The 20,117-nt window shown below is 73.1% G+C and carries 23 protein-coding genes; 12 read left to right on the forward strand and 11 right to left on the reverse strand.

Annotated elements, in window-relative coordinates:
- The first annotated feature begins 68 nt into the window (after positions 1–68).
- Positions 69–560, forward strand: coding sequence for a DUF3093 domain-containing protein (locus Q3W68_RS00500; protein WP_121684285.1), 492 nt, complete (start codon positions 69–71; stop codon positions 558–560).
- Positions 561–676: 116 nt separating this feature from the next.
- Here Q3W68_RS00500 and Q3W68_RS00505 read toward each other — a convergent pair whose 3' ends face one another.
- Positions 677–1,405, reverse strand: a complete 729-nt coding sequence (locus tag Q3W68_RS00505; protein ID WP_302904916.1) for a hypothetical protein — start codon at positions 1,403–1,405, stop codon at positions 677–679.
- Positions 1,406–1,712: 307 nt separating this feature from the next.
- On the reverse strand, positions 1,713–2,009 hold the full coding sequence (locus Q3W68_RS00510; protein ID WP_013284790.1) for a DUF4193 domain-containing protein: 297 nt from the start codon (positions 2,007–2,009) through the stop codon (positions 1,713–1,715).
- A gap of 439 nt (positions 2,010–2,448) precedes the next feature.
- On the opposite strand from Q3W68_RS00510, the gene Q3W68_RS00515 reads away from it, so the two are divergent.
- Positions 2,449–2,964 carry a LytR C-terminal domain-containing protein gene (locus Q3W68_RS00515; RefSeq protein ID WP_302904917.1) on the forward strand — a complete coding sequence of 172 codons (516 nt, stop codon included), beginning with the start codon at positions 2,449–2,451 and terminating at the stop codon, positions 2,962–2,964.
- A 72-nt stretch (positions 2,965–3,036) separates the two neighbouring features.
- On the opposite strand, the gene Q3W68_RS00520 is transcribed toward Q3W68_RS00515, so the two are convergent.
- The gene (locus Q3W68_RS00520) at positions 3,037–3,858 is read right to left on the reverse strand and encodes an inositol monophosphatase family protein (protein ID WP_302903595.1); all 822 of its coding nucleotides are present in this window, start codon (positions 3,856–3,858) and stop codon (positions 3,037–3,039) included.
- Positions 3,859–4,144: 286 nt separating this feature from the next.
- On the opposite strand from Q3W68_RS00520, the gene Q3W68_RS00525 reads away from it, so the two are divergent.
- Both Q3W68_RS00525 and Q3W68_RS00530 read left to right on the forward strand, forming a co-directional pair.
- Positions 4,145–5,746, forward strand: a complete 1,602-nt coding sequence (locus Q3W68_RS00525) for an RNA polymerase sigma factor (protein WP_121684303.1) — start codon at positions 4,145–4,147, stop codon at positions 5,744–5,746.
- 244 nt (positions 5,747–5,990) lie between these two features.
- Entirely contained in the window at positions 5,991–6,224 is a 234-nt protein-coding gene (locus Q3W68_RS00530; RefSeq protein WP_013284786.1) for a hypothetical protein, read from the forward strand.
- A 151-nt stretch (positions 6,225–6,375) separates the two neighbouring features.
- On the opposite strand, the gene Q3W68_RS00535 is transcribed toward Q3W68_RS00530, so the two are convergent.
- The 3 genes from Q3W68_RS00535 to Q3W68_RS00545 form a co-directional block, all read right to left on the reverse strand.
- Positions 6,376–8,097 carry a DEAD/DEAH box helicase gene (locus Q3W68_RS00535; RefSeq protein WP_302904918.1) on the reverse strand — a complete coding sequence of 574 codons (1,722 nt, stop codon included), beginning with the start codon at positions 8,095–8,097 and terminating at the stop codon, positions 6,376–6,378.
- A 191-nt stretch (positions 8,098–8,288) separates the two neighbouring features.
- Positions 8,289–8,939 (reverse strand): trimeric intracellular cation channel family protein, encoded by a 651-nt coding sequence (locus tag Q3W68_RS00540; RefSeq protein WP_302903596.1) that lies wholly within the window; start codon positions 8,937–8,939, stop codon positions 8,289–8,291.
- A 40-nt stretch (positions 8,940–8,979) separates the two neighbouring features.
- A complete protein-coding gene (locus Q3W68_RS00545) occupies positions 8,980–9,198 on the reverse strand; it encodes a DUF3039 domain-containing protein (RefSeq protein WP_013284783.1) in 219 nt (72 codons plus the stop codon).
- Positions 9,199–9,286: 88 nt separating this feature from the next.
- Here Q3W68_RS00545 and Q3W68_RS00550 point away from each other — a divergent pair, with 88 nt between their 5' ends.
- Both Q3W68_RS00550 and Q3W68_RS00555 read left to right on the forward strand, forming a co-directional pair.
- Entirely contained in the window at positions 9,287–10,207 is a 921-nt protein-coding gene (locus Q3W68_RS00550) for a pseudouridine-5'-phosphate glycosidase (protein ID WP_302903597.1), read from the forward strand.
- Positions 10,204–11,100, forward strand: a complete 897-nt coding sequence (locus tag Q3W68_RS00555) for a carbohydrate kinase family protein (protein ID WP_302903598.1) — start codon at positions 10,204–10,206, stop codon at positions 11,098–11,100. Before Q3W68_RS00550 ends, Q3W68_RS00555 begins: the two co-directional genes overlap by 4 nt.
- Positions 11,101–11,139: 39 nt before the next feature.
- Here Q3W68_RS00555 and Q3W68_RS00560 read toward each other — a convergent pair whose 3' ends face one another.
- Positions 11,140–11,496 carry a DUF3099 domain-containing protein gene (locus Q3W68_RS00560; protein ID WP_302904919.1) on the reverse strand — a complete coding sequence of 119 codons (357 nt, stop codon included), beginning with the start codon at positions 11,494–11,496 and terminating at the stop codon, positions 11,140–11,142.
- Positions 11,497–11,601: 105 nt separating this feature from the next.
- Between Q3W68_RS00560 and Q3W68_RS00565 the strand changes: the two genes are divergently transcribed.
- A complete protein-coding gene (locus Q3W68_RS00565) occupies positions 11,602–11,913 on the forward strand; it encodes a hypothetical protein (protein WP_302903599.1) in 312 nt (103 codons plus the stop codon).
- On the forward strand, positions 11,903–12,214 hold the full coding sequence (locus Q3W68_RS00570; protein ID WP_302903600.1) for a hypothetical protein: 312 nt from the start codon (positions 11,903–11,905) through the stop codon (positions 12,212–12,214). Before Q3W68_RS00565 ends, Q3W68_RS00570 begins: the two co-directional genes overlap by 11 nt.
- Before the next feature lie 4 nt (positions 12,215–12,218).
- Here the strand turns inward: Q3W68_RS00570 and Q3W68_RS00575 are convergent, their stop codons facing one another.
- The 3 genes from Q3W68_RS00575 to Q3W68_RS00585 form a co-directional block, all read right to left on the reverse strand.
- Positions 12,219–13,451, reverse strand: coding sequence for a low temperature requirement protein A (locus tag Q3W68_RS00575; protein ID WP_302903601.1), 1,233 nt, complete (start codon positions 13,449–13,451; stop codon positions 12,219–12,221).
- 73 nt (positions 13,452–13,524) lie between these two features.
- Positions 13,525–14,109, reverse strand: a complete 585-nt coding sequence (locus Q3W68_RS00580; protein WP_302903602.1) for an HhH-GPD-type base excision DNA repair protein — start codon at positions 14,107–14,109, stop codon at positions 13,525–13,527.
- 118 nt (positions 14,110–14,227) lie between these two features.
- Entirely contained in the window at positions 14,228–15,448 is a 1,221-nt protein-coding gene (locus Q3W68_RS00585) for a S8 family peptidase (protein ID WP_302903603.1), read from the reverse strand.
- Between the two features lie 181 nt (positions 15,449–15,629).
- Here Q3W68_RS00585 and Q3W68_RS00590 point away from each other — a divergent pair, with 181 nt between their 5' ends.
- Positions 15,630–17,114: a methyltransferase gene (locus Q3W68_RS00590; RefSeq protein ID WP_302903604.1), complete on the forward strand. Its 1,485-nt coding sequence runs from the start codon at positions 15,630–15,632 to the stop codon at positions 17,112–17,114.
- Positions 17,114–17,536, forward strand: coding sequence for a D-aminoacyl-tRNA deacylase (gene dtd / locus Q3W68_RS00595; protein WP_013474500.1), 423 nt, complete (start codon positions 17,114–17,116; stop codon positions 17,534–17,536). Before Q3W68_RS00590 ends, dtd begins: the two co-directional genes overlap by 1 nt.
- Before the next feature lie 6 nt (positions 17,537–17,542).
- Here dtd and Q3W68_RS00600 read toward each other — a convergent pair whose 3' ends face one another.
- The gene (locus tag Q3W68_RS00600) at positions 17,543–18,331 is read right to left on the reverse strand and encodes a sporulation protein (RefSeq protein WP_302904920.1); all 789 of its coding nucleotides are present in this window, start codon (positions 18,329–18,331) and stop codon (positions 17,543–17,545) included.
- Positions 18,332–18,551: 220 nt separating this feature from the next.
- Between Q3W68_RS00600 and sigB the strand changes: the two genes are divergently transcribed.
- Together sigB and Q3W68_RS00610 are read left to right on the forward strand one after the other, a co-directional pair.
- Positions 18,552–19,538 carry an RNA polymerase sigma factor SigB gene (gene sigB / locus Q3W68_RS00605; protein WP_120571035.1) on the forward strand — a complete coding sequence of 329 codons (987 nt, stop codon included), beginning with the start codon at positions 18,552–18,554 and terminating at the stop codon, positions 19,536–19,538.
- Positions 19,539–19,622: 84 nt separating this feature from the next.
- On the forward strand, positions 19,623–20,030 hold the full coding sequence (locus Q3W68_RS00610) for a VOC family protein (RefSeq protein WP_302903605.1): 408 nt from the start codon (positions 19,623–19,625) through the stop codon (positions 20,028–20,030).
- Positions 20,031–20,117 lie beyond the last annotated feature (87 nt).

A 20,117-nucleotide genomic window follows, 5' to 3' on the forward strand; every position in this document is an offset into this window, starting at 1 on the left:
CGGTCCTGCGGGGTGCCCCTGCCATCCTGCCGGTTGCCGGGCCGCTCACGCGCCGTACCCTCGTCTGTGTGCGTCAGTCGTCATCTCCGGCCGCCCCGACGGCCACCGCCGCGCCGTACGCGGAGCGCCTCGGGCTGCCCTGGTGGGCCTGGCCGCTCGGGCTGGCCGCGGCCGGTTTGCTCGCGGTCGAGCTGTGGATGGGCGCGACCGGGGTACGCGCCTGGCTGCCGTTCGTGCTGCTGATCCCCGCCGCGGTGGCCGCCCTGTGGTGGCTGGGCCGGATCCGGGTCGAGGTGCGCGACGGCGAGCTGCGGGTGGACGACGCCCACCTGCCGGTGCGGTACGTCGCGGACGTGGTGCCGCTGGACGCGGCCGGCCGGCGCGAGGTGCTCGGTGTCGGTTCCGACCCGCTCGCCTTCGTGGTGCAGCGCCCGTGGATCGGCGGCGCCGTGCAGGTGGTGCTGGACGATCCGGCCGACCCGACGCCGTTCTGGGTGGTCAGCACGCGGCACCCGGTCCAACTGGCGACGGCCCTGCTGGCCGCCCGCGACGCGGCCTGACCGCACACCCGGCCCGGCCCCGGTCCCGGCCTGACCCCGCACCCGGCGTGGCCCAGCCCCGGCCTGACCCGCACACCGGGCGTGGCCCGGCCCCGGCCCGGTCCCGGCGCGGCCGGTCAGGACGGCTTGTCCCGCAGGGCACGCGCGGTGCGCCGCAGGTCCTCGCGCAGTTGCTCGCCGAGCGCGCGGGTGGCCCGGCGGTTGAGGTAGCCGGCCACGGCGGCGCCGGTCAGGAACGGCCCGAGTGTGGTGAGGTTGCGCCCGAAGCGGCGCATCAGGCTGTCCCGCAGTTCGCGGCGGGCGGCGGTGCCGAGCACCGCGCTCACGCCGACGCCCGGCATCATCGGGTTGACCCCCCGCTGGGTGGCCCAGGACTGTACGAGCGCCACGGCACGGCCGGTACCGCCGGGCGGCAGCGGCACCCGGTGGACCTCGTGCAGCTCGCCGATCAGCTTCAGCTCGATCGCCACCACTGCGACCGTCTCGGCGGCCAGCAGCACGGGGGCGGAGAGCAGGGTGGGGGTCACCGCCCACTCGACAGCGGCCACCCCGCCGCCGGCCGCGCCGACCCCGGCGGTGGCGCGGGACGCGTTGCGGACCAGCCGGTCGGCGAGCGCGTCGTCGTCCAGGCCGGGGAAATGCCGCCGCAGCGTGGCGAGGTCGCGGATCGGCACGTGCGGGGCTACCTCGGCGACCGTGTCGGTCATCCAGCGCACCGCGGCACGGGGCTTGAACAGGTCGGTGATCCCACGGGCGCGGGCCTGCCCGACCAGCCGGGTCAGCAGTTGCCGCCGGCGGGCCGGCGCGATGTCGTCAGCGGTCAGGGCGGCGACGGTGGCACCCAGCTCGTCGGCGTCCGGGCCGGACGCGTCGGGGCCGGTCGGGTCGGGTGTCGCGTCCGCGCCGGACTGTCCCGTGTCGGGTCCTGCCGCTGTCACGTCCGGGCCGGTCGGCGCCGGCCTCGCCGCCGGAGCCGGGGTCCGGTCGGCGCCGGTTCCCTCGCTGCGCTCGCTCACCCGTCCGCCCTCCCGCTCCGCGCGGCGTGGCAGCCGCCCGTAACGAGTCAAGCAGCTATCGGCCGCGCGCGCACGGCGGCGGCTCGAACAGCGGCGGCCCCGTCGAGGAGGCCGCCGCTGGTGTCGCCGGCCGGGATCAGACGCACTCGCGGCAGATCAGGTCGCCGTTGCGCTCGACCGCCAGCTGGCTGCGGTGGTGGACCAGGAAGCAGCGGGCGCACCGGAACTCGTCCTGCTGCATCGGGAGGACCTTGACCGTGAGCTCCTCGTCGGCCAGATCGGCGCCGGGCAGCTCGAAGCTCTCGGCCACCTCGGCTTCGTCGACGTCCACGGCGCCCGACTGTGAGTCGACCCGCCGGGCCTTGAGCTCTTCCAGGCTGTCCTCGCCGAGGTCGACCTCGTCGCGACGCGGGGCGTCGTAGTCGGTGGCCATCGGTTTCACTCTCCAATATCGATATTGTCGCTGCCGGTTGTAACGCCGGACGACGCCGTTTCGGTTCCCCTGACCGGCCACCATCTCTGTCGGGCACCCGACCCGACGAGCGGTGGGCCGGGCCCGCCGGTGCGAAATGCCCCCGGTGAGCGCGGAACCTTACCCCCCCTGTGGGCGAGGCATGTATACCGCCCTTGCGGGAGAGATGTACGCCTCTGCGCCCGAAGTTGTTCCCAATGTGACTCAGGCGACACGAAGATAGGGGTAGTCCTACCGGTTCACCGCGTGGCGCGCCGGTATGTCGGACTGTTTCCACGCCTGAGCCGGACAAGCGTTAACCTCAGCGGCGTACTGGACGGCCGACAGGTCGCGGCCCGACCGCGTCGCCCGCCACCACCCAATCACTGTCCGGGGAGCGCCCAGGATGAGTTTTGCGCGAGTGCGGGCACTCGTTGTCGTCGGACTGCTGGCGGTCGTCGCCCTGGTCTTCGTGGTCGTCGCCGTGCTGAAGGACAGTCAGGGCACAGCCGGTACGGCGGCCGCCTGCCCGGACGGCTGGCCGCTGGTCGACCTGCGGCTGCGGGAGCAGAAGGACGTCAAGATCAACGTCTACAACGCCACCGACGAGGCCGGCCGGGCCGGCAGCGTCGCCGACGACTTCCGCAACCGCAAGTTCCAGGTCAAGAAGGTCGGCAACGAGAAGAAGGCGTTCGACGGCGTGGCCCAGTTGCGGTTCGGGCCCAAGGCCGTGGGCTCGGCGCACCTGCTGCGCGCGTACTTCCTCAACGAGGCCAATCAGGCCTTCGACGCGAACCGCAAGGACGACGTGGTCGACGTGGTCCTGGGCAACCAGTTCCAGCAGCTCGCCACCACCACCGAGGTCAACCAGTCGCTCGGTGACCTGGGCGCGCCGCAGGCGCCGACCGGCACCTGCCCGATGCCGATCGAGAAGTAGGCGGCGGGCGCAACGACGACGCGACAGGGCGGTCTCCTCCGGGGAGGCCGCCCTGTCGCGTTGCCGGCGCCGTCACGGCCCGCCGGCGGCGTCCAGGTCGACCAGCCGGTCGTGCAGCGGCCCGTGCAGCGCCGGCGGCGCGGCGAGCACCAGGTCCGGGCCGGGCGGCCGGCCGGACAGGCCGGTCACCAGCAGCCCGGCCTCGCGGGCGACCAGCCCGCCGGCGGCCAGGTCCCAGTCGGCCAGACCCTTCTCGTAGTACGCGTCCACCCGCCCCTCGGCGGCCAGGCAGAGGTCGAGCGCGGCGGCGCCCATCCGGCGGATGTCCCGGATGTGCGGGATCAGCTCGGTCACCACCCGCGCCTGGTGGGCCCGGCGGCCGGCGTCGTAGCCGAACCCGGTGGCGACGAGCGCCTGCCCGAGGTCGGTGGCGGTGGAGCCGTGCAGCCGCTGCCCGTCGCGCCAGGCGCCGCCGCCCAGCGTCGCGGTCCACTCCTCGCCGGTGACGACGTTGCGGACCACGCCGGCGACCACCTCACCGGCCACCTCGGCGGCCAGCGAGACGGCGCAGTACGGCAGCCCGTACAGGTAGTTCACGGTTCCGTCGATCGGGTCGAGGATCCAGCGCACACCGCCAGGGTCGGCGGGGCCGCTCTCGCCCGCCCCGTACTCCTCGCCCAGCACCGCGTCGCCGGGCCGGCGCTCGCGCAGGGCGGCGACCACCTGCCGCTCCACCGCCCGGTCGGCGGCGGTGACCACGTCGGTCACAGTGCTCTTGGTCGCGGCCACCGAGACGCCCTCGACCCGCATCCGGTACGCGGTGGCGGCGGCCTCCCGGGCCACGTCGACAGCGATCGTGAGCAACTCCCGCGCCGTGGGCGTCGAGGTGATCATGTTTCTCCCCTTCCCGCACGATCGGGACCGGCCGTCGCGCGCGCGGGTATCATCCTTACAAAGTCCACATCTGCGCCGAATCTGCGGTCCCGGACCGCAGGTCCGCCGTGCGGCGCGGGATGATCGCCGCAGACGGCGTTACAATTCACCCTGCCCACGCGCCACGGACCGCCAGCGACCGGACGGCCCGGGACACGGGGGTCATCAACGACTCGCCCGGCGCGGCCGTCCCATGCTGCGCCGGACGACCCGGCCGTGCTCGCTCTTTCGCCTCCGGAAGGTCTTCGTGACAGATCCCCGCCAGACCGGCGCCGACGTTCGCTCGCTCACCGACACCCTGATCGCCCACGCGCAGAGCGCCGGCGGCCAGCTCACGTCGGCCCAGCTCGCGCGCACCGTCGAGTCCGCTGAGGTGACCCCGGCCCAGGCCAAGAAGATCCTCCGCGCGCTCTCCGAGGCGGGCGTGACGGTGGTGGTGGACGGCTCGGCGAGCACCCGCCGCCGCGTCGCCGCCGCCCGGTCCGCCACCCCGGCGTCGCGCGCCACCACCGCCAAGACCACCAAGAAGGCCGCCGCGCCCGCCCCGAAGCAGGCGCCCGCCGCCGACGAGTCGCCCGCCCCGGCCCCCCGGAAGGCGACCGCGCGCAAGGCCACCACCGCCGACGTGGCCAAGGCCGCGGCCCCGGCGAAGGCCACCAAGGCGACCCGCGCCACCAAGGCCACGGTGGCGGCGAAGACCGCCGCGGCCAAGCCGGCCAAGGCCGGTGGCAAGGCCGAGGGCCCCGACGGCGAGATCGACCCGGAGGAGCTGGCCGCCGAGATCGAGGACGTGGTGGTCGAGGAGCCGGCCGAGCTGACCCAGGCCGCCGAGGCCGACGCGGCCAGCTCCGCCACCGACAACGACTTCGAGTGGGACGACGAGGAGTCCGAGGCGCTCAAGCAGGCGCGCCGGGACGCCGAGCTGACCGCCTCCGCCGACTCCGTGCGGGCGTACCTGAAGCAGATCGGCAAGGTGCCGCTGCTCAACGCCGAGCAAGAGGTCGAGCTGGCCAAGCGGATCGAGGCCGGCCTCTACGCCGCCGAGCGGCTGCGCGCCGCCGACGAGGGCGAGGAGAAGCTGGTCCGCGACCTCCAGCGCGACCTGATGTGGATCTCCCGGGACGGCGAGCGGGCCAAGAACCACCTCCTGGAGGCCAACCTCCGCCTGGTGGTCTCGCTGGCCAAGCGCTACACCGGCCGCGGCATGGCCTTCCTCGACCTCATCCAGGAAGGCAACCTCGGCCTCATCCGCGCCGTCGAGAAGTTCGACTACACAAAGGGCTACAAGTTCTCCACCTACGCCACCTGGTGGATCCGCCAGGCCATCACCCGCGCCATGGCCGACCAGGCCCGCACCATCCGCATCCCGGTGCACATGGTCGAGGTGATCAACAAGCTCGGCCGGATCCAGCGTGAGCTGCTCCAGGACCTGGGCCGCGAGCCCACCCCGGAGGAGCTGGCCAAGGAGATGGACATCACACCGGAGAAGGTGCTGGAGATCCAGCAGTACGCCCGGGAGCCCATCTCGCTCGACCAGACCATCGGCGACGAGGGTGACAGCCAGCTCGGCGACTTCATCGAGGACTCCGAGGCGGTCGTCGCGGTCGACGCGGTGTCGTTCTCGCTGCTGCAGGACCAGCTCCAGCAGGTCCTTCAGACGCTGTCCGAGCGTGAGGCGGGCGTGGTGCGGCTGCGTTTCGGCCTCACCGACGGCCAGCCGCGCACTCTGGACGAGATCGGCCAGGTGTACGGCGTGACCCGGGAACGCATCCGGCAGATCGAATCCAAGACCATGTCCAAGTTGCGGCACCCCTCGCGTTCCCAGGTGCTCCGCGATTACCTGGACTGACCGCGCACGTCAACAAATCGTGCCGGTTTGATCACCAGCCGTACAACACTCTTTGGTGATCGGTCGGTTGCCTGTTTGTGATCGTTGACGTGGCACCCTTGGTGCACGGCACACTGTCCTCCACGCCAGGTGTGACCTCGGTCCCCCGCGGGCACACAGGGAAGGCAGGGCCCGAGATGGGTGTTGCACGATAGGTGAGCAACCGAAGAGAGTGTTCATCGGTGACGACCAGAGGAGGAAGGCGATGACCCCGACCCTCACGCCGCCGCCCGAGACGGTGAGCCCCCCGGCCGCCGATGAACGGTGCGACCGCTGCAATGCTGCCGGCAAGCTCCGGATCACTCTGGCGGGTGGGAGCGAGCTGGTGTTCTGTGGGCACCACGCGAACAAGTACGCGGAGGATCTCGTGAAGATCACCGTGCGCTACGCGTCGGACCCGGAGTTCAGCTGGCGTGGCGCCGATCTGATGGCGAACTGAGGTCCGACAGGAAGTCCATAACCCGACATGACCGGCCGGAGGCACCCGCAAGGGGAGCCTCCGGCCGGTTTTTCGTGTGGGTGCCGTGTGCGGTGACCGGTGTTAAGAAGGGGCCCCTGCACTACCTGAGGCGTTAACAGGGGGCCCTTCCTTACAGGGTCTGCACGGTGGCGATGCGCTCCTCGAGCTGCTCGATCGTGGCCTGTGCGCTGGGCGGGCCGCCGCAGATCCGGCGCAGCTCGGCGTGGATCTTGCCGTGCGGCTGGCCGGTGTGGTGGTGCCGGGCGGCCACCAGGGCGTTCAGCTGCCGCCGTAGCGCCACCCGGCGCTGGGCGGCACTCATCGGTGGGGGCGCCGCCGCCGGGGCCGCAGCGGCCGGCTCAGCGGTCCGCTGGGCCGCCCGGCGCTTCTGCGCGGCCAGCTGTTCGGCCTGCCGCTTGGTCAGCAGCAGCGAGACCTGGTCGGCGGTGAGCAACCCGGGCAGGCCCAGGTATTCCTCCTCCTCCGGCGTGCCGGCCTGGGCGGCGGTGCCGAAGGACGCGCCGTCGAAGATCACCTGGTCGAGCTCGGCGGTAGCGGAGAGCGCGGCGAAACGCTTCTCCAGCTCCCCGCTCGCGCCGTCGTCGCGCTGGGCGCGCTCCAGCAGGTCGTCGTCGAAGCCCTCGCGCTCCTTCGGCTTGCCGAGCACGTGGTCCCGCTCGGCCTCCATCTCGCTGGCGAGCCCGAGCAGATGCGGCACGCTGGGCAGGAACACCGACGCGGTCTCGCCGGAGCGGCGGGCCCGGACGAACCGGCCGATCGCCTGCGCGAAGTACAGCGGGGTGCTGGCACTCGTCGCGTACACCCCGACGGCGAGCCGGGGGATGTCGACGCCCTCGGACACCATCCGCACCGCGACCAGCCACCGTTGCTGAGAGGCGGCGAACGTCGCGATCCGCGCGGACGCGCCCTGGTCGTCGGAGAGCACCACGGCGGCCTTCTCACCGGTCACCTGCTCCAGCAGCTTCGCGTACGACCGGGCCACCTGCTGGTCGCTGGCGATGACCAGGCCGCCCGCGTCCGGCATGCCGTTGGCGCGCAGCACGCTCAGCCGGGCGTCGGCGGCGCGCAGCACCTGCGGCATCCAGTCGCCGGCCGGGTCCAGCGCGGTACGCCACGCCTGAGCGATCAGGTCCTGCGTCATCGGCTCGCCGAGGCGGGCGGCCAGCTCCTCGCCGGCGTTGGTGCGCCACCGGGTCTCCCCCGAGTACGCCAGGAACAGCACGGGCCGGACCACGCCGTCGCGCAGCGCGTCGGAGTAGCCGTAGACCGAGTCGGCGCGGGAGCGCAGCAGCCCGTCGCCGCCGCGCTCGTAGCTGACGAACGGGATCGGGTTGTCGTCGGAGCGGAACGGCGTACCGGTGAGCATCAGCCGGCGTACCGCGGGCTCGAACGCCGCCTTCACGCCGTCGCCCCAGGTACGCGAGTCGCCGGCGTGGTGGATCTCGTCGAGGATGACCAGCGTGCGGCGGGTCATGGTGCGGCGCCGGTGCACCTGCGGCGCCATGCCCACCTGGGCGTAGGTGACGACCGCGCCGTGGAAGTCGGCGGCGGAGTGCAGGTCGGCGTTGCGGAACGCGGCGTCGAGCTGGATGCCGACCCGGGCGGCGGCCTGCGCCCACTGGGTCTTCAGGTGCTCGGTCGGCGCGACCACTGTGACCGCCTCGACGGTGCCGTCGGCGAGCAGCTCGGCGGCGATGCGCAGCGCGAACGTGGTCTTACCGGCGCCGGGCGTGGCGACCGCTGTGAAGTCCTCGGTCCGGCGGCGGAGGTATTCCACGAGCGCCTTGCGTTGCCAGGCGCGCAGGGGCGGGAACGTGTCGAGCGCCGGCATCCGCGGTGGCACGCGTAGCTCCTCTCCGCCGCGGACGGCGGCGGGCCCGACCGGGGCCACGGGAGCCGCCGCCCATGAAAACGCCCTCGCGCATCCGGTGCCGCGAAGGCCGGTTCAGCATAACCAGCGCGGGCCGTACGCCCCACTCGACGCCACGCCTGTCACATCCGTCCACCCCGGCGCACGGCGGGTCAGGGCAGTGGTCCCCGGGTGCCGGTGCGCGGCGGCCGCAGCGTCGCCACCGGGGCGGACCAGCGGCGACGCAGCGCGATCAGGCGCAGCCCGAACACGAGCAGGGCGGCGCCGGTCAGCGGCACGGCGGTGGCCTGTCCGCACGCCGACAACAGCGCCGTGGTGATCGAGCCGGCGAGCGCGGCCAGGGCGTAGATCTCCCGGCGCAGCACCACCGGGATCTCGCCGGTGAGCAGGTCCCGGCCGAGCCCGCCGCCGATGGCGGTGAGCATGCCGATCATGCAGGCGCCGACCGCCGGCACCGCGGCGTCGAGTGCCTTGAGCGTGCCGGTCACGGTGAACAGGGCCAGACCTGCCGCGTCGAGCACCAGCACCGTGGTGCGCAGCCGGGCGAACTGGGGGTGCAGCCAGAACACGGCCGCCGCGGTGACAGCGGCGGTGGCGGTGTAGCGCCAGTCGGCGAACGCCAGCGGGGGAACCTCGTCGACGACCACGTCGCGGACGATGCCGCCGCCGAGCGCGGCGACCACGCCGACGAAGACCACCCCGAACAGGTCGAGCCGTTTCGCCACCGCCGCGGAGGCGCCGGAGGCGGCGAAGACCGCCACGCCGGTCAGATCGGCGAGCAGAAGGGCGGTGGAGGTGGTCACCGCCGCAGGTTACGTCCGGGGGCGGCGGAGCCGCCCGGGATCACTCGGCGTACGAGTCGTAGATCTCCTTGCACTTCGGGCACACCGGCGAGCCCGGCTTGGCCGCCTTGGTGACCGGGAACGTCTCGCCGCAGAGCGCGACCACGTAGGTGCCCATGACGGCACTCTCGGCGATCTTCTCCTTGCGGACGTAGTGGAACATCTCCGGACCAGTGTCCGCGTCCTTCAGCTCGGGACGCTCGAGAACCTCAGTGCTCACGACTACACCTCCGGCGTTCCAGTTTTGCAGGTCGGTCCGCCCCGGTCCACCTGGGCCCCGGCCGGAAGCGGCCCGTACGGTAACCGACGTGACCAACTTTCACATCAGTCTCGGTAGTGAGGTGGCCGACGCCCTGCGGGACGGCCGCCCGGTCGTGGCGTTGGAGAGCACGATCGTCTCGCACGGGCTGCCCCGGCCGGACAACCTGCGCGTGGCGCGCGAGATCGAGCAGGCGGTACGGGACGCGGGGGCGGTGCCGGCCACCATCGGCATGGTCGCCGGCGAGCTGCGGGTGGGGCTGGACGACGCCCAGCTCACCCGGCTCGCCACAGTCGACGGCGTGAGCAAGCTCTCGGTCCGTGACCTGGCCCCGGCGGCGGCGACCGGAGCGGACGGCGCCACCACCGTCGCGGCCACGAGCGCTGTCGCGGCGGCGGCCGGGATCGGCGTGTTCGCCACCGGCGGGCTCGGCGGCGTGCACCGCGAGGCGGCGCAGACGTTCGACGAGTCGGCCGACCTGGTCACGCTGGCCCGGACGCCGATCGCCGTGGTCTGCGCCGGGGTGAAGTCGATCCTCGACGTGGGCGCCACGCTGGAGCGGCTGGAGACGCTCGGAGTGGGCGTGGTCGGCTACCGCACCCGCCGCTTCCCCGGCTTCTACCTCACCGACGCGGGCTTCGACCTGGACTGGTCGGTCGAGTCGCCGGAGCAGGTGGCGGACGTGCTGGCCGCCCGCGCGGCGCACGGCGTGCACCACGGCGGGCTGGTGGTGGCCAACCCGCTGCCCGCCGACGAGCAGCTCGACCCGGCGCTGCACGACCGCACGCTCGCCGAAGGGCTGGCGGCGCTGGCCCGCGAGGGCATCACCGGCAAGGCGGTCACCCCGTTCCTGCTGTCGCACTTCCACGCCGCGACCGAGGGCGCGAGCCTGGCCGTGAACGTCCGGATCATCCTGCGCAACGCCGACCTCGCAGCCCGGATCGCGGTCGCCGCGGCGACCACCTCATGAGCGGGACGCCGCGCATCGTCGTCGTCGGCGACGTGATCACCGACGTGCTCGCGGTGCTGTCCGGGCCGCTCGCCACCGGCTCGGACACCGCGGCCGGGATCCGGTTCAGCGGCGGCGGGCAGGCGGCGAACACCGCGGCCTGGCTCGCCGGGCAGGGCGCGGCGGTGACGCTCGTCGCCGCCGTCGGCGACGACGAGACCGGCCGGGAGCGGGTGGCCGAGCTGACCCGGATCGGCGTCGACTGCGCGGTGGAGCGGCACGAGGGCTACCCGACCGGCACCGTCATCGTGCTCGCCCACGACGGGGAGCGCACGATGATCAGCCAGCGGGGCGCGAACCTGCGGCTGACCGCCGGGCACGTGGAGGCGGCGCTGGCCGCCGCGCCCGACGCCGGGCATCTGCACCTGTCCGCGTACACCCTGCTTGACGTCGGGTCGCGCGGCGCCGGCCTGCGCGCGCTGGCCACGGCCCGCGAGCGCGGGCTGACCGTCAGCGTCGACGCGGCGTCCGCGGCGCCGCTGCGGCGCGTCGGCGGGGCGTTCCTGACCTGGGTACGCGACGTCGACCTGCTGCTGGTCAACACGGACGAGGCGACGGTGCTGGCCGGCGGGCTGGACCCGGCAGCGCAGGCGCGGGCGCTGACAGCGGTGGCGCACCGGGTGGTGGTCAAGCGCGGCGCGGCGGGCGCGGTGTGGGTGGAGCGCGGCGGTGTGGTGGAGTTCGCGCCCGCGCCCGGGGTGGACGTGGTGGACGTGACCGGTGCCGGGGACGCGTTCGCGGCCGGGCTGCTCACCGCGTGGCTGGCCGGTGCCGACCCGCGTGCCGCGCTGGCCCGCGCCGGTGACCTGGGCGCGCTAGCCGTGACGACTGTGGGCGCACGCCCGGCGCCCTGACGCCGGTGGCCGGTCCGGGCGGTACGCCGCCCGGGCCGGTCAGGGCTCGGCGTCGATGACCTTGTGCGGGTTCTCCCCGGCGGTGAGAGCGGTGGGCGCGGGCTCCTCGCGGCGCTGGTTCTGGAACCGGTTCGCCAGGCGGTGCTCCTCCTTGGGCGGCCGGTCGTTCGCCAGCAGCACCGCCAGCCACGGCACGAGCACCATGCCGAGCGCGCACAGCGGCAGCCAGAGCCAGGGCAGCGGGGCCTTCACGCCGACCAGGATCGCGCCGGCCACCAGACACGCGACCCGGATGGCCATCATCAGCACGTAACGCTTCTGCCGGCTGCTGAGCTGGTCGTCCTGGCTGCGCGGGGCGTCGGTGATCAGTATCGGCTGGTACGCCTGACGCTTCACCACGGACCTCCTACGAGGGGATAGGGCCATCCTGTCACTCCGGACGGATGATCGGCGAAAATCGTGACAGCCCGGCGCGTGTTACGCGCGTGGTACGCTTCGCCCGTGGCCAACCGGTTCAGCTTCACCGACGAGGCGCTGGCGAACCTGCGGGTCTACGACGTCACACCCGGGGAAGTCTGGGAGGCCCTGCACAGCAAGCGCCGGGTCATCCGCCACCTCGGGGACGACGTCATGGTGGTCTACGCCACCGACCACCGGGGCCGGCGGCTCGCCGTGCTGCTGGCCGAGGCCGACGGCACCGACAACGACTGGGACATCCTCTCCGCCCGCGAGCTGAGCGACGTCGAGGCCAAGCGCTACGACGAGGCGGTGCGGAAATCACGCCGACGAGGAGGCGGTCACGATGCACCGTGACGAGGCGACCAAGCGGTTCCACGCCGGAGACGACGCGCTCGCCGACCTGATCGACGACACGTCACCGGCGCAGCTGCCCACCCCCGACACCGACGTGCCGATGGTCAGCCGGTCGGTGCGGCTCCCGCTGGAGACGTACGAGCGGGTCCGCGCCGCCGCCGACGCACGCGGCATCGGGGTGACCACCCTGATGCGGCAGTGGATCGAGGCGGGCCTGGCCGACCTGGACGACTCGGCAACCGTCTCGCTGGCCGACGTACGCCGCGCGCTGGCGTCGCTGTCCCGCCCGACCGCCGCCTGACCGCTCACGCCTCGGGGCCGGCCTCGCCGAGTCTCTCCCGCCCGATCGGCGAGGCGGAGGGCTCCAGCGGGCGGCCCCAGGCCCGGCGGGCGTCGGCGAACGCGACGAGCGCCAGCACGAGAGCCACCGCGCCGAGCGCGATCATCGCCGGCACCGCCGCCAGGGCGGGCAGGAGCAGCACCAGGACCAGCAGCCCGGCCAGCCGGGGGCGGGACACCCGGCCGAAGATCTCGTACTCGAACCGGGAGCGGGCGGCCAGGAACAGAGCCGGGCCGCCCACCACGAAGACCAGCCAGTTCGGCTGAGCGGTGTCGTACGGGTGGGTGATGACCAGCTCGTAGCCGACCGCGGAGCCGATCACCCCGAGCACCATGAACAGGTGGGTCTGCGCCGCCGACTCGGCCAGCCGCCCCGGCGTGCCGGCCATCCGCAGCGCCTCCGCCAGCAGGTGACCGGCCCGGTAGAAGTAGATGCGCCAGAGCAACGCTGTGATCACGAACGAGATCGCGAACGCGACGGCCCCCTCGCCGGAGAACTCCTCCCCGCTGTAGGTCACGCCGATCACCAGGATCGACTCACCGAGCGCGATGAGGAAGATCTGCTGGTAGCGCTCGGCCAGGTGCTCCCCCGCGACGAGCCACTGCCGGATGCGGGACGCCCCGATCCACGGCAGCGGCCAGCCCAGGAACGTGCCGAGGTGGTCCACCGCAATCGCCACGACCCACAGCGCCAGGCGAGGGCCGGGCAGCAGCGCGCCGGCGATCCACAGCGGGGCGCTGGCCACCGCCCAGGCGACCAGCCGCAGCGGGACCAGGCGCCGCGGGTGCCCGCGCAACGCCGCCGCGATCAGCAGTGGCCGGCCGACCATCACCGCCACGTACGCGAGCGCGAACGGCAGCGCCCGCTCCTCCAGGGCGCGCGGCAGCGTCACTCCCAGCACCAGGCTGCCGAACATGGTCCCGGCCACCACGACCTGGAGGACCACGCGCTCCGGCTCGTAGCGGCTGGTGACCCAGGTGGTGATCGTCCAGACCTGCCAGAGCACCAGGAACAGCAGCAGGGTCTTGCCGACGTCGGCGGCCACCGCCGCGGCGGAGCCGTCGACGCCGTTGATCAGGCGCTGGGACACCCGGGTCAGCGCGAACACGAAGACCAGGTCGAAGAAGAGTTCCAGGAACGTGGCCCGCCCGGCACTGGACGCGGTACGCAGCAGCGCCCCACCCCGCTGCTCGGTCATCGTCGGTCTCCCGTCCCCCGTCCTGGCAACAAACGACAGGGGCGGCGGACCGGTTGCGGTGGTGGAGGGCCGATCAGCCCTTCGCGGCCTTCGCCGCCGCCTTCATCCGCTGCTTGAACTCGCGTACCCGGCGCAGCGACTCCGGATCGGTCACGTCCGCCACCGACCGGTGGGCGTCCGCGTCGCCGTAGTCGCCGGCCGCCTCGCGCCAGCCGTCCGGGGTGATCCCGAACCGCTTGCCGAGCAGCGCGACGAAGATCTGCGCCTTCTGCCGGCCGAACCCGGGCAGCTCACCCACCCGGCGCAGCAGTTCCCGGCCGTCTGTCACGTCGGACCAGAGCCGGGCCGGGTCACCGTCGTAGCGCTCGACGAGCGCCCGGCACACCTCCTGCACGCGGGCCGCCATCGCCTTGGGGAACCGGTGCAGCGCGGGCGGCCGGGCGAAGATCTCCACGAGCGCCTCCGGGTCGTACCCGGCCAGTTCCGCGGCGTCGGGCTCGTGACCGAGCCGCTGCGCCAGCACGTACGGGGAGGAGAACGCCTTCTCCATCGGCACCTGCTGGTCCAGCACCATGCCGAGGAGCAGGGCCAGCGGACTGCGCGCCAGCAGTTTGTTCGCCTGCGGGTCGATGGGCAGTGACAGCGTCATGGGGACCATAGTGCCGCCCCGCCCGCCGTTCGCGGGCGGCGACTCCCCGACGACGTGACGCGGCCCGGCGGACCCCTGCGAGGTCCACCGGGCCGCGGCTCACGGTGTGGTCAGGTCACCCGTGTCGTCAGTTGACGACGAAGAGCAGCCGGTTCGGCGAGCCCGAGCCCGGGCTGGTCACCTTGCCGGTGGTGGCGTTGCTGGTCAGGTAGCTGGCCACCTGAGCCGGGGTGTAGGAGGTGTTCGCGGACAGCACGAGCGCCGCCGCGCCGGCCACGTGCGGGGACGCCATCGAGGTGCCGCTGATCGAATTGGTGGCGGTGTCGCTGGTCCGCCACGCCGAGGTGATCGACGAGCCCGGCGCGAAGATGTCCACGCAGGAGCCGTAGTTCGAGTACGAGGCGCGAGCGTCGGTGCTGGTGGTGGCGCCCACCGTGATCGCCGAGGCGACCCGGGCCGGCGACGAGTTGCACGCGTTGGCGCTGGAGTTGCCGGCCGCGAGCGCGTACGTGATGCCGGAGTTGATCGAGTTGGCCACCGCGTTGTCCAGCGTGCTGCTGGCGCCGCCGCCGAGGCTCATGTTGGCCACGGCCGGCTTCACGGCGTTCGAGGTGACCCAGTTGACGCCGCTGATCACGCCCGCGGTGGTGCCGCTGCCGGAGCAGTTGAGCACCTTCACGGCCACCAGGCGCACGCCCTTGGCCACGCCGTACTTGGTGCCACCGACAGTGCCGGCGACGTGCGTGCCGTGGCCGTTGCAGTCGGTGTTGTTGGTGTCCACCGTGTTGGTGCCCCAGGTGGCCCGGCCGCCGAAGTCGCTGTGCGTGGTGCGGATGCCCGTGTCGATGATGTAGGCGCGCACGTTGCTGGCGGTGTTCGGGTAGGTGTAGGTGCTGTTCAGCGGCAGGTTGCGCTGGTCGATCCGGTCCAGGCCCCAGGTGGCGCCGGTCTGGGTGCCCTGGGTGGTCATGACGCGGTCCTGCTCGACGTACGCGACGGCCGGGTCGGCGGCGAGCCGGCGGGCCTGGGCGGGCGTCATCTTCGCGCTGTAGCCGGTGAGAGCGGCGCTCCACACCGTGCCGACGTTGCCGCCGTAGCGCTTGGCCAGGCCGGCGGCCCGGTCCGGTACGGCGGTACGGGCGGCGAGGGTGTTCGCGGTGCCGACCGCGTCGCCCTTGAGCACGACCACGTAGCTGCCGCTGACGGCGTCGGCGGCGCCGGCGTACCGGATCTCACCGGTGGGCGCGGCGAGAGCGGGCGTGGAGGCGGCGGCGGCGAAGGCCGCGGCGGCGGCCGTGACGGCGAGCGCACGCAGCGCGCGCCGCCGGGGAAGGGACACGTCGGGCATCGTCTGGCTCCCTACCGGGCGGCCCGGTTCGTGGCCGGATCGCCCCATCGACGGATGTTGGCAGGAATGCTAGCCAGAGATCGATAAACATGAAAGAGATAGTTGCCGATAGATACGGTCGGCGTTATGGATTCGGCGGGTGCCGCGCCACACCGGAGCGCGCCCGAGGCAGGATGAGCACGTGGACCGTCACGACATGCTGCTCTCCCCCGCCGGGGTCGACGCGCTGCGCACCGCGCTGACGCTCGCCCGCTTCACCGCCAACGGGATCGCCGACCGCCTCGGCCCGCAGGGCACCGGGGCGGTGGCCCGCAACGACTACCGGGCCGCGCTGCGCGCCACCGAGGACCGGGACCGGCTGGCCACGCTGATCCGGGTCTTCATCTGCGACCAGACCGAGCCGGAGGCGGCGGTCGCCGACGCGCTCGCTCCGCTGGCGCTGGACGAGGCGCTGGCCGGGGGCATCGTCGAGCGGCACGGCGACGGCCTGCGCGCCGGGGTCGACCTGGAACCCTACGGCGACGACTGGTGGGTGCTCGCCGACGTGCCCGCCAGCGCCCGGCCCGGACGGCCGCTGGACGCCGAGCACGTGCTGGGCATCGGCGGCGCCACCCAGACGCTGATCTCGGCGGCGGTCCGCCCGGTCGTGGACACCGCGCTCGACCTCGGCACCGGCTCCGGCGTGCAGGCGCTGCACCTGGGCACCCACGCCCGGCGGGTCACCGCCACCGACGTCTCCGAGCGGGCGCTGCGTTTCGCCGCCACCACCGCCGCCCTCAACGGGCAGGACTGGGAGCTGCTGCGCGGCGACATGGTCGCCCCGGTGGCCGGACGCCGCTTCGACCTGGTGGTCAGCAACCCGCCGTTCGTGGTCGGGCCGGGCACCACCACGCACGTCTACCGGGACTCCGGGCGGGTGGGCGACGCGATCGGCGCGGAGCTGGCCGCCGCCGCGCCGGACCTGCTCACCGAGGGCGGCACCATGCAGTACCTGGCGAACTGGGTGCACGTCACCGGCGAGGACTGGGCCGAGCGGGTCACCGGCTGGTTCACCGGCACCGGCCTGGACGCCTGGGTGATCCAGCGCGAGGTGGCCGACCCGATGGCGTACGTGAACCTGTGGCTGACCGACGTCGGCGAGAGCGCCGACCCGCAGCGGATGGCGGCCTGGCTGGACTGGTTCGACGCGCACAAGGTGGAGGCGATCGGCTTCGGCATCGTCTCGCTGCGCCGCTCCGGGCACGAGCAGCCGATCGTGCGGGTGGAGGACCTGCGCCAGCGGGTCGAGCCGCCGCTGGGCGACCGGATCGGCGAGTGGTTCGCCCGGCAGGACTGGCTGCGCGCCCGGGACACCGAGGGCCTGCTCGCCGCCCGCTACCGCGCCGCCGAGGGCCTCCAGCTGCGGCAGGAGGCCACCATGGGCGACGAGGGCTGGGCTGTCGACCGGCAGGTCCTGGCCATGCCGCGCGGCCTGCGCTGGTCGGAGGAGATCGACCCGCTGGTGCTCGCCCTGGTCGGCGGCGCCGACGGCCGGCTGCCGCTGCGCGACCAGCTCGCCCTGCTGGCCGCCGCGCACGACGTGGCCCCGGACGAGCTGGCCGAGGCGGCCGGGCCGATCGTGACGCACCTGGTCGAGCGCGGCATCGTCGAGCCGGTGACCGACTGATGCGGGCCGTGGTGCAGACCGTCGGCCGGGCCCGGGTGACAGTCGACGACGAGGTGACCGGCGAGATCGCCGACGGGCTGCTGGTGCTGCTCGGCGTCACCCACACCGACACCCCGCAGGTGGCCGCAACGATGGCGCGCAAGCTGCACGAGCTACGCATCCTCGACGACGAGCGCAGCGCCGCCGACGTCGGGGCGCCGCTGCTCGTGGTCAGCCAGTTCACGCTCTACGGCGACGCCCGCAAGGGCCGGCGACCGAGCTGGACCGCCGCCGCTCCCGCCGAGGTGGCCGAACCCCTGGTGGACGCCGTGGTCGAGCAGTTGCGCGCCCGGGGCGCGAAGGTGGAGACCGGCCGTTTCCGCGCCCACATGCTGGTGGAGAGCGTGAACGTCGGTCCCCGGACCCTCGTGCTCGACCTCTGAGGAGGATCAGAAGAACAGCCCCCGGCGGGACAGCGACTGACGCAGCCAGCCGTCGAGCTGGGCGGCCCAGTCGGTGCGGTCCGCCGTCGCGTGGTCCACTGTGAACCGGCCGAACGCGTCGCGGCCCTCGGTGAACAGGCCACCCCGCTTGTCCAGCTCCAGCACCACGTGGACCTGGCGCGGATCGGTCACGAACGTGACCTCCAGCTGGTTCATCGCGCCCGCGTACTGCGGCGCCGGGTAGAACTCGATCTCCTGGTAGAAGGGCAACTGCTGGTGCAGGCCGTAGATGTGCCCGCGCTCGACGTCGGCGCGGGCGAAGCGGAAGCCCAGCCGTAGCAGGGCCTCCAGCAGCCGCTCGTGGGCGGGCAGCGGGTGCACCGACACGGCGTCCATGTCGCCCTTGTCCACCGCCCGCGCCACCTCCAGCTCGGTACGCAGACCCATCGTCATGCCGTGCAGGTGCTGGCCGTACAGGTCGGTCAGCGGGGTCTCCCAGGGCACCTGGAAGCGGAACGGCACGTCGTGACGCTGCCCCGGCTCCAGCCGGAACGGACCGGTCATCTGGGCCCGGCCGAACTCCTGGTTGACGTCGTACTCCGAATCGGAGCTCTCCACCTCGACCCGCGTGACCAGACCGAGCGCGACGTAGCTCACGTCCACCGGGTGGTCACCGCCGACCACCTGGATCCGGCCCTCCAGAACGCCACCCGGGCGACAGTTCGGGTTGGCCAGCACCGTCTCCACCGACGGTCCGCCCACACCCATCGCCTGCATGAGCCGCTTGAAGACCACCACGTTCTCCGATCATCAGTGCCGGGCCGGCCCCGACGGCCGGTCGGTGGCACGGTAACCACGCCGGGCAAGCGGACGCAGGATTCCCCCGAGGATTCCTGTCGGGTCCCCGATCGCCTCACTCCCGTCTCACGCCCCGACCGCCAAGCTGTTTGTCATCGGCCACCACCGCGTGGGCGGCACGGGACCGGTAGGCACGTCGGACACGGGGAGAACAGAGATGACCCAGCAGATGATCGAGCACCAGGACATGGACGTCACCCTCACGGACCTCGACGCCACCGACGAGCGCGGCGTCTCCACCGACCTGGTCCGGGCGTACCTGAACGGCATCGGCCGCACCAAGCTGCTCACCGCGGCCCAGGAGGTCGAGCTGAGCAAGCGGATCGAGGCCGGCCTCTTCGCCGAGGAGAAGCTGGCCACCTGCACCCCCGTCTCCGCCGAGCTGCGCGCGGACCTGGCGCTGATCGCGGCCGAGGGCCGCGCCGCCAAGGACCACCTGCTGGAGGCGAACCTCCGGCTGGTGGTGAGCATCGCCAAGCGCTACACCGGCCGCGGCATGGCCTTCCTCGACCTCATCCAGGAAGGCAACCTCGGCCTCATCCGCGCCGTCGAGAAGTTCGACTACACAAAGGGCTACAAGTTCTCCACCTACGCCACCTGGTGGATCCGCCAGGCCATCACCCGCGCCATGGCCGACCAGGCCCGCACCATCCGCATCCCGGTGCACATGGTCGAGCAGGTCAACCGGATGGTCCGGGTACGCCGCGAGCTGTCGGTGACGCTGGGCCGCGAGCCCACCGTGAGCGAGGTGGCCGTGGCGCTGGAGATCCCCGAGTTCCAGGTGATCGAACTGATCTCCTACGACCGGGAGCCGGTCAGCCTGGACCAGGCGGTCGGCGAGGACGGCGAGAGCGCGCTCGGCGACTTCGTCGCCGCTGTGGACCCGCGCGCCGAGCCCGGCGACGCCGCCACCAACGGTGAGCTGCGCAACGAGGTCCGGATCGTGCTGGCCACGCTGTCCCAGCGGGAGCAGGCGGTGATCCGGCTGCGCTTCGGCCTGGACGACGGCCGGCAGCGCACGCTGGACGAGGTGGGCCGCGAGTTCGGCCTGTCCCGGGAGCGGATCCGGCAGATCGAGAAGGTCACGCTGCTCAAGCTGCGCGACCCGGAGCGGGCGAACCGGCTGGAGGCGTACGCCTGCTGATCCACCCTGCCCCCGACAGGCCCCGGCGGTTCGCCGGGGCCTGTCGCGCTTGATGTGGCCGCCTCGAGCGACCACCCTGGGGCGGTGAACTGGACGCTGGAAGTGGTGGTGGTACCGGTCTCCGACCTGGACCGGGCCAAGGAGTTCTACGCGCAGCGGCTCGGCTTCGCCGTCGACCACGACACCGATCTGGGCGGCGCGGGGCGGATCGTGCAACTCACTCCCCCGGGCTCCGGGTGCTCGATCGTCCTCGGCCGGGGCGTCGTACCGGAGATGCCGCCGGGCTCACTCAAGGGCCTGCAACTCGTCGTGCCCGACCTGGAACGGGCGCACGCCGAACTGGTCGAGCGGGGCGTCGAGGTGAGCGAGATCCAGGTGATGGGGCAGAACCCGCGCCCGGTGCCGCACCCGCTGGACAACGTCGGCTTCGTGTTCTTCCGCGACCCGGACGGCAACGAGTGGGCGGTGCAGCAGATCTCCGCGCGCGGCTGAGCGCTGCGGCGCGCGCTGTGCGAGCGCTGCGGCGCGCGCCGGGCGCTGTGCGCGGGGCGCTGCGGCGCGCGCCGGGCGAGCGCTGTT

The organism is Micromonospora sp. C28ISP2-4 (assembly GCF_030519385.1).
In the GTDB taxonomy this organism is placed as follows: Bacteria; Actinomycetota; Actinomycetes; order Mycobacteriales; family Micromonosporaceae; genus Micromonospora; species Micromonospora tulbaghiae.

Bases quoted from the DNA above. Each gene is read 5' to 3' on its own strand.
- Q3W68_RS00530 (WP_013284786.1), top strand. From the start codon at position 5,991: ATGACCCCGACCCTCACGCCGCCGCCCGAGACGGTGAGCCCCCCGGCC.
- sigB (WP_120571035.1), top strand. From the start codon at position 18,552: ATGACCCAGCAGATGATCGAGCACCAGGACATGGACGTCACCCTCACG.
- Q3W68_RS00570 (WP_302903600.1), top strand. From the start codon at position 11,903: ATGCACCGTGACGAGGCGACCAAGCGGTTCCACGCCGGAGACGACGCG.
- Q3W68_RS00555 (WP_302903598.1), top strand. From the start codon at position 10,204: ATGAGCGGGACGCCGCGCATCGTCGTCGTCGGCGACGTGATCACCGAC.
- Q3W68_RS00580 (WP_302903602.1), bottom strand. From the start codon at position 14,109: ATGGTCCCCATGACGCTGTCACTGCCCATCGACCCGCAGGCGAACAAA.
- Q3W68_RS00510 (WP_013284790.1), bottom strand. From the start codon at position 2,009: ATGGCCACCGACTACGACGCCCCGCGTCGCGACGAGGTCGACCTCGGC.
- Q3W68_RS00520 (WP_302903595.1), bottom strand. From the start codon at position 3,858: ATGATCACCTCGACGCCCACGGCGCGGGAGTTGCTCACGATCGCTGTC.
- Q3W68_RS00585 (WP_302903603.1), bottom strand. From the start codon at position 15,448: ATGCCCGACGTGTCCCTTCCCCGGCGGCGCGCGCTGCGTGCGCTCGCC.
- dtd (WP_013474500.1), top strand. From the start codon at position 17,114: ATGCGGGCCGTGGTGCAGACCGTCGGCCGGGCCCGGGTGACAGTCGAC.
- Q3W68_RS00575 (WP_302903601.1), bottom strand. From the start codon at position 13,451: ATGACCGAGCAGCGGGGTGGGGCGCTGCTGCGTACCGCGTCCAGTGCC.
- Q3W68_RS00535 (WP_302904918.1), bottom strand. From the start codon at position 8,097: ATGCCGGCGCTCGACACGTTCCCGCCCCTGCGCGCCTGGCAACGCAAG.